Genomic DNA, 13,908 nt, shown 5'->3' with positions numbered 1-13,908 from the left:
CCTGACTCAAGGAGAGTTGCATGTTGAGGATCAGCCAATACTTGCGTGCGCTGGCAGGCCAGGCGCCTGCACCCAGAACCAGTCCACCGGGCAGTAACCGGGCGCCGGTGGTGATCTGGAACCTGCTCAGGCGCTGCAACCTGACCTGCAAACATTGCTACGCGACCTCGGCCGACAGTGTCTTTCGCGACGAACTGGATACTGCCGCCGCGCTGACCGTGATCGACGATTTGCACGATGCCGGGGTGAAGGTGTTGATTCTTTCCGGTGGCGAACCGCTGTTGCGCGAGGATCTGTTTGTGCTCAGCGCCTATGCCCGCACCAAGGGTTTCTTTGTGGCCTTGTCCACCAACGGCACGCTGATCGATGAGCAGAACATTACGCAGATCGGGGCAGCGAATTTCGATTACATCGGCATCAGTATCGATGGCCTGGAAGCCACCCATGACGCCTTCCGCCAACTCAAGGGCAGCTTCGCCCGCTCCATGCAGGCGATCCGGCTCTGTCGCGAACAAGGCATTCGCGTCGGGCTGCGCACTACCCTGACCCAGGAAAACCATCCGCAGTTACCCCAATTACTGGCGCTGATGCGCGAGTACGACGTGCAGAAGTTTTATCTGTCGCACCTCAACTACAGCGGTCGCGGTAAACGCAGTCGCAAACTCGACGCGCACCAGCAGATGAGCCGCGAGGCCATGACGTTGATCTTTGAGCGAGCCTGGGAAGACATCCAACAGAGGCGCGACAGCGATTTTGTCAGCGGTAACAACGATGCCGATGCCATTCTGCTGCTGCAATGGGCAGCCCTTCGTATTCCCGAGCATTACCCACGCCTGGAAAACATGCTCCGCGCCTGGGGTGGCAACGCCTCCGGCAGCGGCATCGCCAATATCGACAACACCGGCGAAGTGCACCCGGACACCTACTGGTGGCAGCACTCGGTGGGCAATGTCCGGCGCACGCCGTTCCGCACGTTGTGGCTGGATCAGCCGGATGCCCTGCTGTTGCGCCTGCGTGAGCATCCCCGCGCCGTCGGTGGTCGTTGCGCGCAATGCCGCTGGTTGCCCATCTGCAACGGCAACACCCGCACGCGTGCCTGGGCCGAGGGAGATCTGTGGGGCCAGGACCCCGGCTGCCACCTCAGCGATGACGAAATCGGTGTTACACCGTCAACGAACATCCCTTGCATCACCCACTGAATAGCCCGTCCGGCCAACCACCTGACAAAGGCTGGGGCCGGCCAACCTGATGAAGCACCAAGGACGTCCCATGCCTCCATCGATTGCGATACCGGCCACACTTGAGTCGCCGTTCCGGCCGGGCGAAGTTGCCCTGGTCGGCGCCGGACCCGGCGACCCACGCCTGCTGACCCTGCGCGCCTGGAGCCTGTTGATGCAGGCCGACGCCGTGGTGTACGACCGGCTGATCAGCCCCGAACTGCTGACCCTGATTCCCCTCGCCTGCGCCCGTCATTACGTCGGCAAGGCCAGCGGTTGCCACAGCCTGCCCCAGGAACAGATCAACGAACTGCTGGCCGACCTCGCCGATCAAGGGCAACGCGTGGTCCGGCTCAAGGGCGGCGACCCGTTCATTTTCGGACGCGGTGCCGAGGAGCTGGAGTACCTGCTACAACGCGGCATTGATTGCCAGGTGGTGCCGGGAATCACCGCTGCTTCCGGCTGCAGCGCCTATGCAGGCATACCGTTGACCCACCGCGACCTGGTCAATTCCTGCCGGTTCATCACCGGCCATTTGCAACGCGATGGCGAGTTGTCGCTGCCCTGGAGCAGCCTCGCCGACAGTAGCCAGACGCTGGTGTTTTACATGGGCTTGTCGAACCTGGGGATCATCGCTCAACGCTTGATCGAAGCCGGGCTGTCGGCCGACACACCGGCGGCGCTGATCAGCAACGGCACGCGACCCGACCAGCACGTCGCCCGCGGCAAGCTGCACCAATTGCCGACCCTCGCGCTGGATTGTCCACCGGGCATTCCGACACTGACGGTAATCGGCTCAGTGGTCGATATGTTTGATGCAGAACAGCTGGAATACCCGGCGCGACTCTACCCGACCCAAGCCCTGCTACGTCGCGCCAAGGTGGCGATATGAGGCGCATCGTCCTTGCCCACCTGTTAGGGGTCAGTGCGGCCCAGGCCGGCGCAGCAGTGCCGGTACTTGAACACGCGGCGCAACTCTATCAGCAGCATTGCCAGAGCTGTCACGGTATCAACCGTCTCGGCGGCGCAGGGCCGGCGTTGTTGCCGGAGAGTCTCAGCCGGATCAAACCTGATGAAATCCGCAGCGTGATTCAAAACGGTCGCCCCGCGAGCCAGATGACCGGCTATGCCAACGTGTTCAGCCCCGCGCAGGTCGACGCGCTGGTGGATTACCTTCAGCAACCGCCTGCCACCCCGCCCACCTGGAGCAATGACGACATTCTCGGCAGTTACTCGATGCTCGCGGACCTGAGCAAACTGCCCTCCACGCCCCAGCACGGCGCCGACCCGCTGAACCTGTTTGTGGTGGTAGAGGCTGGCGACCATCACATCGACATCCTCGACGGTGACCGCTTTGAGGTGCTCGCGCGGTTCGCTTCGCACTTCGCCGTGCACGGCGGACCGAAGTTCTCGCCCGACGGGCGCTTCGTCTACTTCGCCTCCCGTGACGGCTGGATCAGTCTGTATGACTTGCACAACCTGAAGCTGATCGCCGAGGTCCGCGCCGGCCTTAACACCCGCAACCTGGCGGTGAGCAAGGATGGACGCTGGGTGCTGGTGGGCAACTATTTGCCCGGCAACCTGGTGGTGCTCGATGCCCGCGATCTGTCGCTGGTCAAAACCATCCCGACCATCGGTCAGAACGGTACCGCGTCACGGGTCAGCGCGGTTTACTCCGCCCCGCCGCGCGACAGTTTCATCGTTGCACTCAAGGACGTGAAGGAAGTCTGGGAGCTGTCCTGGGCGGGCACACAGGATTTCGAACCCCGGCGGATTCCTGCCGGGGATTTTCTCGATGACTTTTCCTTTTCGCCGGACTACAAACAGCTGCTGGCCACGTCGCGCAAGGCCCAGGGCGGCCAGGTCATCGACCTCGACAGCGGCAAGGTGGTCACCGACATACCGCTGCCAGGCATGCCGCATTTGGGGTCGGGGACCTATTGGAAACGCAACGGTGAATGGGTGTTCGCCACACCGAATATCAGCAAGGGGCTGATCTCGGTCATCGACTTCAAGACCTGGAAACTGATCAAGGAAATCCCGACCCTGGGGCCGGGCTTCTTCATGCGCAGTCATGTCAACTCGCGGTACGCCTGGACTGACGTGTTCTTCGGGCCCGACAACGATGCGATCCACCTGATCGACAAACAGACCCTGGAAATCGCCCACACACTGCGCCCGATACCCGGCAAAACCGCCGCTCATGTTGAGTTCACTCGCGACGGCCGCTACTTGCTGCTGAGCATCTGGGCCATCGATGGCGCGCTGATCGTCTACGACAGCAACACCTTGCAGGAGATCAAACGCATTCCGATGAACAAGCCTTCGGGCAAGTACAACGTGGGGAACAAGATTGAGTTTGCCGAGGGGACTTCGCATTAGGCCTTGTGCCCCAATACCGAAATATACATCGCACTTGTGGCGAGGGAGCTTGCTCCCGCTGGGGCGCGCAGCGCCCCTACAAACCGTCACTGGGTACATTCAGATTAAACGCAGGCGCTGGTTTTACGACTGCTACGCAGCCGAGCGGGAGCAAGCTCCCTCGCCACAGGTTTGTCTTCGCCCTTTAACCCAAGGTGTATCCGTTATCGACTGTCCAGTCCTGACCGTAAACACCCCGAGCGCCCTGCGACAGTTGAAAAACAATCACATTGGCCACCGCCGCCGCATCAAGAAAATGCCCCGGCAACAGACGTTTACCAAGCGTGTCGGCAACATCGTCAAGCTCCCCATCGCTCAACCCCAAGTGATCCCACATCGAGGTAGCCGTCGGTCCCGGCGAGACCAGATTGATGCGCACATCAAAATTCGCGAACTCCACCGCCAGCGTGCGTGCCTGAGCCGCGAGCGCAGCCTTGCTGGCAATGCAAGCGGCCAACCCTGGAAAGCTCGAGCCGGTCAGGAAGCTCCCGACAAACACTACCGAAGCCGGGCTCGCCAATTCACCGCGTAACGCCGCCAGGGTGTTCAAAGCCCCAGCGCCGTTGACCGCCCACTGACGCTGGAAGGCCTGCATATCCAGGCTGTCGGCCATCTCGGCGACACCCGCGTTAGGCACCAAATAGTCCACGGGGCCCATCGCCGCAGCGCGCTCGGCCAGTTCGCTCAGGTCTTGCTGACTTGTGACGTCCCCGGCAAACCATTGCAACCGCTCGCCGTAGATCTGCTGCAAGGCCGGCAATTCACCGAGGCTCCGTGACATCGCCAGCACCTTGACGCCACGGGGTAACAGGGCGGCGCACAGCGCCAGGCCGATCCCGGAGCTGGCACCCGTGACCACCGCCAAACGATCTTGAAACTCGGTTTTCATCATTTTCTCCTGGGCATCACGGATGCCAGCACTGGGGACGTAGCGAGCCCTATCTTTGAGCAGGAGACGAAAAAACGACTTGACGGCGATCAGGCTTTTTAAACGACGTTAGCGTTGCTGCAGCAGTGCCGGAGTGATCTCGCTGAAGCGCAGCAAGCGACCGCCCTGTTCAGCGGCAAGTTTTTCAGCGGCCTCGCGACTTGAGAACGACGCCAGCACCACGCCCATGGCGCCTTTGAGTTGGGTGCCGACCACGTAGAAGGCGTCTTTGGCATCGATCAGGTGGGCGTCATTCGGCGCGTTCCACGGGCTGCGGCCCATGTCATGGACATACAGTTTTGCATCGCCACGATGGTTTTCCGGCTGCAACCACCAGCCGATCATTTCCGCCGTGGAACAGAACTTCCTGACCCCGGCCCGCTCGACCACTTCGCCCTTGGGCCCGGGGAATCCGTCGATAATCATCCCGCAGACATGGCATTCATCACTGGGATGAAAGGCTGCGGCGGCGTCGCTGTAAGTGGCTTGCACTGGGTTGTCACAGGCCGTCAGCAGGAGGCACATCATCAGTCCCGCCACCGCACGCATCGTCGTCAGATAAAACGTACTCATCGTCAACTACTCCAAAACCATCAAAGTGGAAATTCATGTCGCCCGGCGACGAAACAACAGCCAGGCCGAGCCCAATGGCACCGCCACCCACAGCGACAGGCATAGCCAGAGCATCGAGCCCGGCATCGGCAAATCGCTGCCCAGCGTCAGCACACCCGCGGTACTGGCGCCGGGCTCAAAGCCGGAGAGGTTGATCAGGCGATAGATGTCAGCGGGGTTGAGCAGAAGCAACCAGGGCAGCACTTTCGGGTTGAACTGCCCTTCGCTGAGCACCAACAGCGCCAGCAAAGCCAGATCGAACACCAGCACGAAGAAGAACCACACGCCCAGCGCCAGCCCGGCCGCCGTGGATTTCTCGGCCGACGCACTGCTCAGCACATAGGCCAACCCCAGAAACCCCCAGCCCAATAACGTCGACGACGCCATGAACCGGCCAAACGCCCAGAGCAGCAGGCTCAGCTGGATATCGTCCACCAGCACCGCGATGGCCAGCATGGCGCAGCCGAAACCGATCAGCGTCGCCAGCGCCAGGATCAATCCGTGGCCGACAAACTTGCCGAGCAGAATCTGCCCGCGACCCATGGGGTACGTCAGCAACAGCAGCAACGTGCCGCTCTCGTCCTCGCCGACGATGGCGTCATAAGCCAACAGCAACGCAATCAACGGCATCAAAAACGTTGCCAGACTGGCGAGGCTGGCAATGGTGGCTGGCACCGAGGTAAAACCCAATTGCCCGGAGGCCGCCGCGCCCAGCCAGGCGATGCCGATGGCCAGCACCGCGAACAACACACTGATTGCCAACAACCAGCGATTGCGCAAACCGTCACTGAATTCCTTGCGGGCCATGTTCCAGACAGCGTTCATACGGTCTCCCCGATTGGCGTCGCACTGGCCCGGCTCATGTAGTAGCGGTAAATATCTTCCAGCGACGGTTGATGGATTTCCACGTCGGCCGGTTCGTCTTCATTGAGCAGCTGGCGCAACAGCCCGAGCTTGCTGCCATTGAGCGCGGCCACTTCAAGACCTTCGACGCCCCACCGCTCGGTGAGGTGCCCGGCGTTGTTCCAGCGTTGCTGCAAGGGCCCGGCGTGCTTGAGGCCGTTGGCGCGAATCAGCGTCGGCAACCCGGCTTCCTCGCGCAAACTGCGTAGACTGCCCAGCGCCAGCAGACGTCCCTGGGTCAGAATCGCGGCGCGGTTGATGTGCGCCTCGACACCGGGCAAGACGTGGGAACACAGAATGATGCTGGTGCCTTGGCTGCGCAGGCGATCAAGCAACCGATACAGGTCCTGGGTCGCAATAGGATCGAGGCCGACCGTCGGTTCGTCGAGCAACAACAAACGCGGTTCGCCGAGCAGCGCTTGTGCCAGTCCCAGGCGTTGGCGCATGCCTTTCGAGTAGGTTTTGACCCGTCGATGCGCCGCACCGGCCAGGCCGACTTCCTCCAGCAGTGCGTCCACTTGGGCGGACGCGGCGCCTTTGAGTCGCGCGAAATGGCGCAAGGTTTCAACACCGCTCAGCTGCGGGTAAAACGTCACGTTCTCCGGCAGATAACCGAGCAGGCGTCGCACGTGGGGATCGCAGGGCAAGCGACCGAACACCCGGACCTGCCCTTCGCTGGGCTGGAGCAGGCCCAGCACCAGTTTCATGCTGGTGGTCTTGCCCGCGCCGTTATGCCCGAACAAACCCAGCACTTCACCTTCCGCCAGGCTGAGGTTGAGCTGATGCAACACGGTGGCATGCCCATAGCGCTGGCTGACGCCTTCGATGTCGATGACGTTCATGAGTTGGGCTCCTGGGTCAGGGGTTGAGTGGATGATTTCATCAGCGGATGGCTGTCCAGCACCCCCGGCGATTTCGTCACCGGAAAGGCCCGTTGCACCCAGCGCAGCAACTCGATCCCAGGGCTGTTCATCAGCAGCCGCACCTGCGGGTACAGCCAGAGCAGGCGGTCGACGTTGTCATTGGGTTCGTAGGCGATATCGCCGAGGCCGTCGTTGTTGCGGTCCCAGCCCAGGTAATCGCTCCAGTAGTTACCACGGCCATCCACCGACCATTCCTGCAAGCGGGTGGCGACGTACTTGACCTGTCGCTGGTTGCCGACAAACGCGTTGTCGGCGATGCGGTTGTCTTCCGAGCCGGCGGTGAGATGGATGCCCACGGCGCTGCGCTCGAAGTGGTTGTGTTCGATGCTGTTGAACAGCGAGTTATAGATGAACAGCGCCTTGCCCTCGGCGCCGCTGATCATGCTGTCGCCGGTCGAGCCGTCGCGCACGTCAGTGACGAAGTTGTCACGCAAGGTTGAGTAAGTGATGTAGTTCATCAGGATCCCGTAGTTCTGATCCTGTTCGGAGCGATTGCCGATCACCGTGAGCTTGCGGCTTTGCATCAAGGCGTAGCCAGTGCGGGTGCGGCGGGTGGTGTTGCCGATCAGTTGGTTATCGTTGGCGAACATGTAATGCACGCCATAGCGCAGGTCTTCCAGGGTATTGCCCTGCAGCAGGTTGCCGTTGGAGGTGTCGATGTAGATGCCATCGCGGGTGTCGCGCACCTGGTTGCCAATGACCTTGGCGCCACGCACCGCATACAGATGAATGCCGTTGCCGCGATCTTGCGAACGCATCGCCGGATCACCCTGAATACGGTTGTCGATCAGGCTCACATCCTGAGTGCCGTCGACCCAGATACCGAAGCCCTTGCCCTGCAGCCGATTGCCTTTGATCACCGCACCATGGGCTTTGGGCTGGATGAACAGCGCCGCATTCATGGCGGTGAGGTCGTGTCCCCAGTTTAGAAAGGTGCAGCCTTCGATGGCGACATCCGGCGCGCTGATGATCACACCGTTGCCCTGCCCCTCCCCCTGAAATACCGCGCCGGGCTCGCAGAGAATCTGCATCGGTTGATCGACACTGAACGAGCCCCGGTATTCCCCCGCCGGCAGGTGCCAGCGTTGATTGGCGTCCACCCGCAGCGGCAACGAGGTGATGGGTTGCACCGCCAGCGCGCTGCCGGACATCAGCAGGAGCGCAAATGCCATGACCGTCACCGGGTTTCCCTTGCTATCAGTCATTGCTTCGCTCCTGTCGATGGGCAACGGTCAGGCCTTCTCGACCTTCATGCGGCCGACCATTTCCATGTGCAGTGCATGGCAGAACCAGCTGCAGTAGTACCAGTGCAGGCCGGCCTTGTCGGCGATGAAGGTGATCGACGAGGTCTGCTGCGGGCTGATTTCCATGCTCACGCCATGGTTGGTCATCACGAAGCCGTGGGTCACGTCTTCAATCTGGTCAATGTTGGTGATGGTCACCGTGACCTCGTTGCCTTGTTTGACGGTGAACTCCGGCAAACCGTAGGCCGGGGCCATCGAGGTCATGTAGACGCGGACTTTGTTGCCGTCGCGGATGACCTTGTTGTCGGTCTCCAGCTTGATCCCGTCTTTGGCGGCGATCGCCACCGTCTCGGCGAAAAACGGGTCGTTGCGGTCCCAGATCTTCTTGGTCTTGATCTGGTCGCGGCGGGCCATGACGCAGTCGTGGGGTTCGGCGAAGGCCGGGCCGTCATGCACCAGTTTCATTTCCTCGCCGGAGATATCGATCAGTTGATCGTTTTCCGGGTGCAGCGGGCCGGTCGGCAGGAAGCGATCCTTGGAAAATTTGCTGAGCACCATCAGCCATTGGCCGTCGGCCTCACTGGTTTCGGTCAGCGACGCATGGTTGTGGCCTGGCTGGTATTGCACGTCGAGTTTTTGCTTGATGTAGTTGACCTTCTCGCCGGTGTACGCGCGAATGGCCTCCTCGACGTTCCACTTCACCACCTGGCTGTCGATAAACAGCGTGGTATAGGCATTGCCGCGGCCGTCGTAGGTGGTGTGAAGCGGGCCCAGCCCCAGTTCCGGTTCGCCGACCACCGCATCGCGCGGGTCCTTCAATTTGTCGTCGAACAGATCATCCAGCTTCGCGGTGGCGATGATCGTGCAGGTGGGCGAAAGTTTGCCCGCGGCAATGAAGTACTTGCCATCGGGCGTCATATTGATGCCGTGGGGGTTCTTCGGCACCGGGATGTAGCGGGTGAACGTGCTGTCCTTGCCTTCGTTTTTACGACCGTCGACCACCGGCACTTTCGAGCCGTCCAGGGTGATGAACTTGCCAGCCTTGATCGCCGCTTCGATGCGCGGGATGTTGAACACCACCACCCAGTCGCGCTCGTTGCGCATCATGCCGCCCAGGTCGTAGGCCTTCTCCGAGTTGTAGCAGGTGGACGCCGCGTATTTGCCGGTGTAGTCGGCGTCGGTGTTGTCCAGGTTGCCATCGACAATGACCTGGAAGGCCATCTCCATTTTCTCGGCATCGATGGCGTTGAACATCGTGTAGCTATTCTTGTCCTGCAGGTCGAAGGTGCTGCCGTCATTGGGGTGTGGAATCACGAATTCAGCATTGGCGAACACGTATTTTGTGTGCGGCACTTTTTGCAGGCGCAGCCCGTGAACGGCCTGCACATTGGGCACGGTGAGCATCTTGTCGCACTTCATGATGTCCAGACGGATACGCGCAACACGGCTGTTGGCCTTGTCATTGATGAACAGGTATTTGCCATCGTACTTGCCGTCAGTCATGGACAAATGCGGGTGGTGGCAGTCGCCATTCTGGAAATGCGCGCTGTCGCCCATGATCCGTTTGCTTTCGTTGGTCAGGCCCCAGCCAGTGGCGGAGTCGACGTTGAACACCGGTACACGCAACAGCTCGCGCATCGACGGAATGCCCATGATCCGCACTTCACCCTGATGACCGCCACTCCAGAAACCGTAGTACTGGTCCAGTTCGCCCGGCCCTACGTGGGTTTTCAGTTGCGCATCCTTGGCCGCTGCCGCCCAGGTCTCACGGGTAAACACCGCGCCACCGATGGCCGTGGCACCGGCCAGTACCGCGCCGGTCACCGCGCTGGTGCCCAGGAAACCGCGACGACTGAGGCCGGTCGATTCCGGCACTTCAGTGGCTTTTTTGGATTCTGTGTCGTTCATAAGGTGTATTCCTTGAAGGGATAAAAACGGTCACTGCGCACAGGTGCTCGCGGGGTTCATTCCAGAGCGCTCACTTCCACGACAGGTATCAGTTGCACAGCGATGGGTGCCGGTTTGCCGCGCTTCTTGCGCTTGTTGATCAGCGGCGGACACTTGTTGTCGTTGTGGTAAGTCATCTGGCAATCGAGGCAGTAGTGGCACTCGTTGGCATTGATTCGGCCATCGGGATGAATCGCCTGGATCTCGCACTCCTTGGCGCACAGCTGGCAGGGTGTGCCACAGTCCTTGCGACGTTTGAGCCAGTCGAACAGGCGAAATTTGCTCGGAATCGCCAGCGCGGCTCCCAACGGGCAGATGTAGCGGCAATAGACTTTGCGGGTGAAGAGGTTGATGACCAGCAGTGCCACCGCGTAGAGGACGAACCACCACTGGCGGTCGAACCTGAGGGTTACAGCGGTCTTGAACGGTTCCACCTCGGCGAACAATTCGGCGGTGGACATCGACTCAAGGGAGAGGCCGAACAGCAGCAGCAAAATGATGTATTTGATGGCCCACAGCCGTTCATGCACCGCGAAAGGCAATTCGTATTGGGGGATTCTCAGCTTGCGCGCGGCTTCGTTGATCAGCTCCTGCAAGGCACCGAACGGGCATAACCAGCCGCAGAATACGCCCCGCCCCCACAGCAGAATGCTCGCGGCGGCGAAGACCCAGAGCATGAAGATCAGCGGGTCGGTGAGAAACAGCTCCCAGCGAAAGTGATCGAACAGCGCATGGGCGAAGGTCAGCACATTGACCACCGACAGTTGCCCCAGCGCATACCAGCCGAGAAACACCACGGTAAAGACCAGGTAACCTCGGCGCAGCCAGTGCAGAAAACGTGGCCGACGCGTGAAGGAGTCCTGCAGGAACAGGATCGCCATCAGCAGCAGTAATGCGCTGCCGAGCACGGTGATCTGAAAGGTTTTCTGGTACCAGATGGTCAACCACATCGGCCGACCGGCTTCCTCGAGGGCGGCCAATTCTTCGACGCTGGGCAGTGGCCGCTCAAGGTACGGCTCGGGCAGTTGATAAGGCAGTTCGAAGCTGCTGAAGGTGCTACTGAGCGGCCCGGTTTGACGACGCACCAGCAATTCCAGGGACCAGGGCGATCCCGGGTCGAACCGGGCCGGCTCGCGCACAATGAAAATCGACATTTCGGTGAATTCCGGCATGCCGCTGGCAAAGACGTCGGAGAGCCGCTGATGGTCCATGTCGCGAAAACTGATGACGTTGCCGAACTGGCGCAATTGCACCCGATCGAAAATCCCGCCGCGCACATACCCCGAGCCTTTATAGGAAAAAAGCCCACGACCCAGCACCACAATGGCCTGCTCGCCGGGCTTGAGGTCCTGCATAAGTAAGCGATATTGATTGTCGCCCAGCAGTGCACGGCCGATGGTCGGCGGATTCAGGTCGGCGGTGTAGAGCTCGATAAAGGTCTCATCCACCTGATCGGCGGCGGCGTTTTCCACGCCTTCGGCGTCGGTGCCCTTGAAGGCGGCGTCGACCTGGCCACGGGTCAGGTTCAAGCGGCGGATGGCGCCGTTGCCGGTCAGTTGTTCCCAGGTGGCGGGTTCGAAAAAGTCCTGGCGCACGGTGGCAGGCATGCGTGCCACACCGCCCGTGTCCTCGATCAGCTTGAGCGATACGGCCACGTCGTGGGCGGCGCGCATGATGACCTCGTTGACCACCATCGCCGTGACGGTAGCCCCGGCAATCGCATCGACGGTGACGGCCTTCGGGTCGCTGGAATGGCCGACGACCACCCGCTGGCTGACCTTGATGCCCTTGTACCTGGCGCTGAAGCCGTGAAGTTTTGCCTCAGGAATGCCGATCAGCAGAATGGGCTCATGGTGCTCCAGCACATAGGCATCCTGAATCGCACCTGCAGTGTCGAGGATCACCTGGGTATTGATCGGCTTGCCCGAGTAGGCAGGGATGTCCACCACGTCCAGACTCTGGAACACATAGCCGAGCACCTTGCCGGCGGCGGACAGCGTGCGCACCTTGAACCGGCCTTCGGGGGCGGAAACGGAATCGGTCTGAGGGAAGGTTTTCTCGATGCGCTGCTGCTCGATGTCGCCGTATTGCTTGGCTTGCACCGCCTCAAAGGTGGCGAGCATCAGCATTAGCATGACCACCAGCCCGACGCCCCAGGCGCGCAGGTTGCCGTGTATCGAAGGCGGATGGATTGTCATGGGCTCGCTGATTTCAAAAGGGCTTTCGGTCATGTTAGGGAGCGTTGCGCCCCCTGCCCTTGATTGAAATCAACTTGAGAAATTAGCCCATGAGGACAGGCGCCATTGACTCAAACCGTGCGTGAAAACAGGCCTTTTTGCTCACTACCCAGATAGGCGTCAAACGCCATCGCGGCACTGCGCATCATCAAGTGCCCCTGTGGTAACAGCACCAGTTCGTCGCAGTGGATCTGCAGCAGTCCGTCGCGAACATGTTCCTCCAGTTGGGCCAAGGCATCGGCAAAGTACTCGGTGAAGAGAATGTCATGACGCATTTCATAGCGGTTAAACGTAATACGGCCGTGGCACATCAGGTCGCTGATCACTTCGCGGCGCAGCAAGTCGTCTGCGCTCAAGCGGTAACCGCGATGCACCGGTAGCAGGCCTTGGTCCAGACGCGCGTAGTACTGAGACAGCTCCTTGACGCTCTGGCTGTAGCTGTCGCCGACCTTGCCGATCGAGGACACGCCGAGGCCTATCAAGTCGCAGTCGGCGTGGGTGGAGTAGCCCTGAAAGTTACGCTGCAGGGTGCCATTGGCGCGGGCCAGCGACAGCTCGTCGTCCGGCAGGGCGAAATGATCCATGCCGATATAGACGTAACCGGCCGCGGTCAGACGGCGGATGGTCAGTTCAAGCAATTCCAGCTTGCGCTCCGGCGGCGGCATGTCGGCGGGACGAATCAACCGTTGTGCGCGAACCATTTCCGGCAGGTGCGCGTAGCTGTAGGCGGCAATCCGGTCCGGACGTAGCGCGATGATCTTGCTGAGGGTGACGTCGAAACTCTGCACGGTTTGCAACGGCAGGCCATAGATCAGATCGACGCTGATCGACTTGAATTGCGCCTCGCGTGCCGCAGCAACCAGCGCATAAATCTGCTCTTCACTTTGCTGGCGATTGACCGCGGCCTGCACGTCGGGGTCGAAATCCTGAACACCGAAGCTCAGGCGATTGAAGCCCAACTGGCGCAGCGACTGGATCTGCTCGGTGCTGATGGTGCGCGGGTCGACTTCGATGGAAAATTCATGGTCATCGCTGTCATCCATGTTGAACGCCTGGTGCAGGCAATCCATCAGGTCCGCGAGTTGTTCACTGGTTAAATAAGTCGGCGTGCCGCCGCCCAGGTGCAATTGCGTGAGTTTACGGGTGCTATCGAACAAGGCCGCCTGCATCGCAATCTCAAGCTTGAGGTACCGAAGGTACTCGACGGCGCGATGGGTTTTCTGGGTAATGATTTTGTTGCAGGCGCAGTAGTAACAAAGACTTTTGCAAAACGGAATGTGGATATACACCGACAGCGGTTTCGACGCGCTCGCCTGGTTGCTCTCGCGGGCGGCACGCTGATAGTCGTCAACGGCAAAGGCCTGATGGAACTGTGGCGCGGTTGGGTAAGAAGTGTAGCGCGGCCCCGGGCGATCATACTTTTCGACCAGGGCGCGATTGAAATCAAAGGAAGGCTTCATGATCAATCAACTCGCA

The 13,908-nt window shown here is 60.6% G+C and carries 11 protein-coding genes; 3 read left to right on the top strand and 8 right to left on the bottom strand.

Annotation, left to right across the window (positions count from 1 at the left end):
* Positions 1-20 precede the first annotated feature (20 nt).
* From nirJ to ACM6IQ_RS28435, 3 genes are all read left to right on the top strand, one after another.
* Entirely contained in the window at positions 21-1,199 is a 1,179-nt protein-coding gene (gene nirJ / locus ACM6IQ_RS28445; protein WP_414880419.1) for a heme d1 biosynthesis radical SAM protein NirJ, read from the top strand.
* Between the two features lie 70 nt (positions 1,200-1,269).
* Positions 1,270-2,109: a uroporphyrinogen-III C-methyltransferase gene (gene cobA / locus ACM6IQ_RS28440; RefSeq protein WP_017338902.1), complete on the top strand. Its 840-nt coding sequence runs from the start codon at positions 1,270-1,272 to the stop codon at positions 2,107-2,109.
* Complete coding sequence (locus ACM6IQ_RS28435; protein WP_414880418.1) at positions 2,106-3,599, top strand: cytochrome D1 domain-containing protein; 1,494 nt, start codon at positions 2,106-2,108, stop codon at positions 3,597-3,599. Before cobA ends, ACM6IQ_RS28435 begins: the two co-directional genes overlap by 4 nt.
* 184 nt (positions 3,600-3,783) lie before the next feature.
* Here the strand turns inward: ACM6IQ_RS28435 and ACM6IQ_RS28430 are convergent, their stop codons facing one another.
* The 8 genes from ACM6IQ_RS28430 to hemN form a co-directional block, all read right to left on the bottom strand.
* Positions 3,784-4,527 (bottom strand): SDR family NAD(P)-dependent oxidoreductase, encoded by a 744-nt coding sequence (locus ACM6IQ_RS28430; protein WP_414880417.1) that lies wholly within the window; start codon positions 4,525-4,527, stop codon positions 3,784-3,786.
* Positions 4,528-4,635: 108 nt separating this feature from the next.
* Positions 4,636-5,139 (bottom strand): nitrous oxide reductase accessory protein NosL, encoded by a 504-nt coding sequence (locus ACM6IQ_RS28425; RefSeq protein WP_414880416.1) that lies wholly within the window; start codon positions 5,137-5,139, stop codon positions 4,636-4,638.
* 33 nt (positions 5,140-5,172) lie between these two features.
* Positions 5,173-6,003: an ABC transporter permease gene (locus tag ACM6IQ_RS28420; RefSeq protein ID WP_414880415.1), complete on the bottom strand. Its 831-nt coding sequence runs from the start codon at positions 6,001-6,003 to the stop codon at positions 5,173-5,175.
* A complete protein-coding gene (locus ACM6IQ_RS28415; protein ID WP_414880414.1) occupies positions 6,000-6,923 on the bottom strand; it encodes an ABC transporter ATP-binding protein in 924 nt (307 codons plus the stop codon). The genes ACM6IQ_RS28420 and ACM6IQ_RS28415 overlap by 4 nt, the downstream gene beginning before the upstream one ends.
* The gene (locus tag ACM6IQ_RS28410) at positions 6,920-8,209 is read right to left on the bottom strand and encodes a nitrous oxide reductase family maturation protein NosD (protein ID WP_414880413.1); all 1,290 of its coding nucleotides are present in this window, start codon (positions 8,207-8,209) and stop codon (positions 6,920-6,922) included. The genes ACM6IQ_RS28415 and ACM6IQ_RS28410 overlap by 4 nt, the downstream gene beginning before the upstream one ends.
* 27 nt (positions 8,210-8,236) lie before the next feature.
* Entirely contained in the window at positions 8,237-10,156 is a 1,920-nt protein-coding gene (gene nosZ, locus ACM6IQ_RS28405) for a TAT-dependent nitrous-oxide reductase (protein ID WP_414880412.1), read from the bottom strand.
* A 56-nt stretch (positions 10,157-10,212) separates the two neighbouring features.
* On the bottom strand, positions 10,213-12,393 hold the full coding sequence (nosR, locus tag ACM6IQ_RS28400; RefSeq protein WP_414880411.1) for a transcriptional regulator NosR: 2,181 nt from the start codon (positions 12,391-12,393) through the stop codon (positions 10,213-10,215).
* A 110-nt stretch (positions 12,394-12,503) separates the two neighbouring features.
* Complete coding sequence (gene hemN, locus ACM6IQ_RS28395; RefSeq protein WP_414880410.1) at positions 12,504-13,892, bottom strand: oxygen-independent coproporphyrinogen III oxidase; 1,389 nt, start codon at positions 13,890-13,892, stop codon at positions 12,504-12,506.
* Positions 13,893-13,908 lie beyond the last annotated feature (16 nt).

Source organism: Pseudomonas sp. IT-P100 (assembly GCF_949767185.1).
GTDB lineage: Bacteria > Pseudomonadota > Gammaproteobacteria > Pseudomonadales > Pseudomonadaceae > Aquipseudomonas > Aquipseudomonas fluorescens_B.
This window is presented reverse-complemented; position numbering and strand designations above follow the sequence as displayed.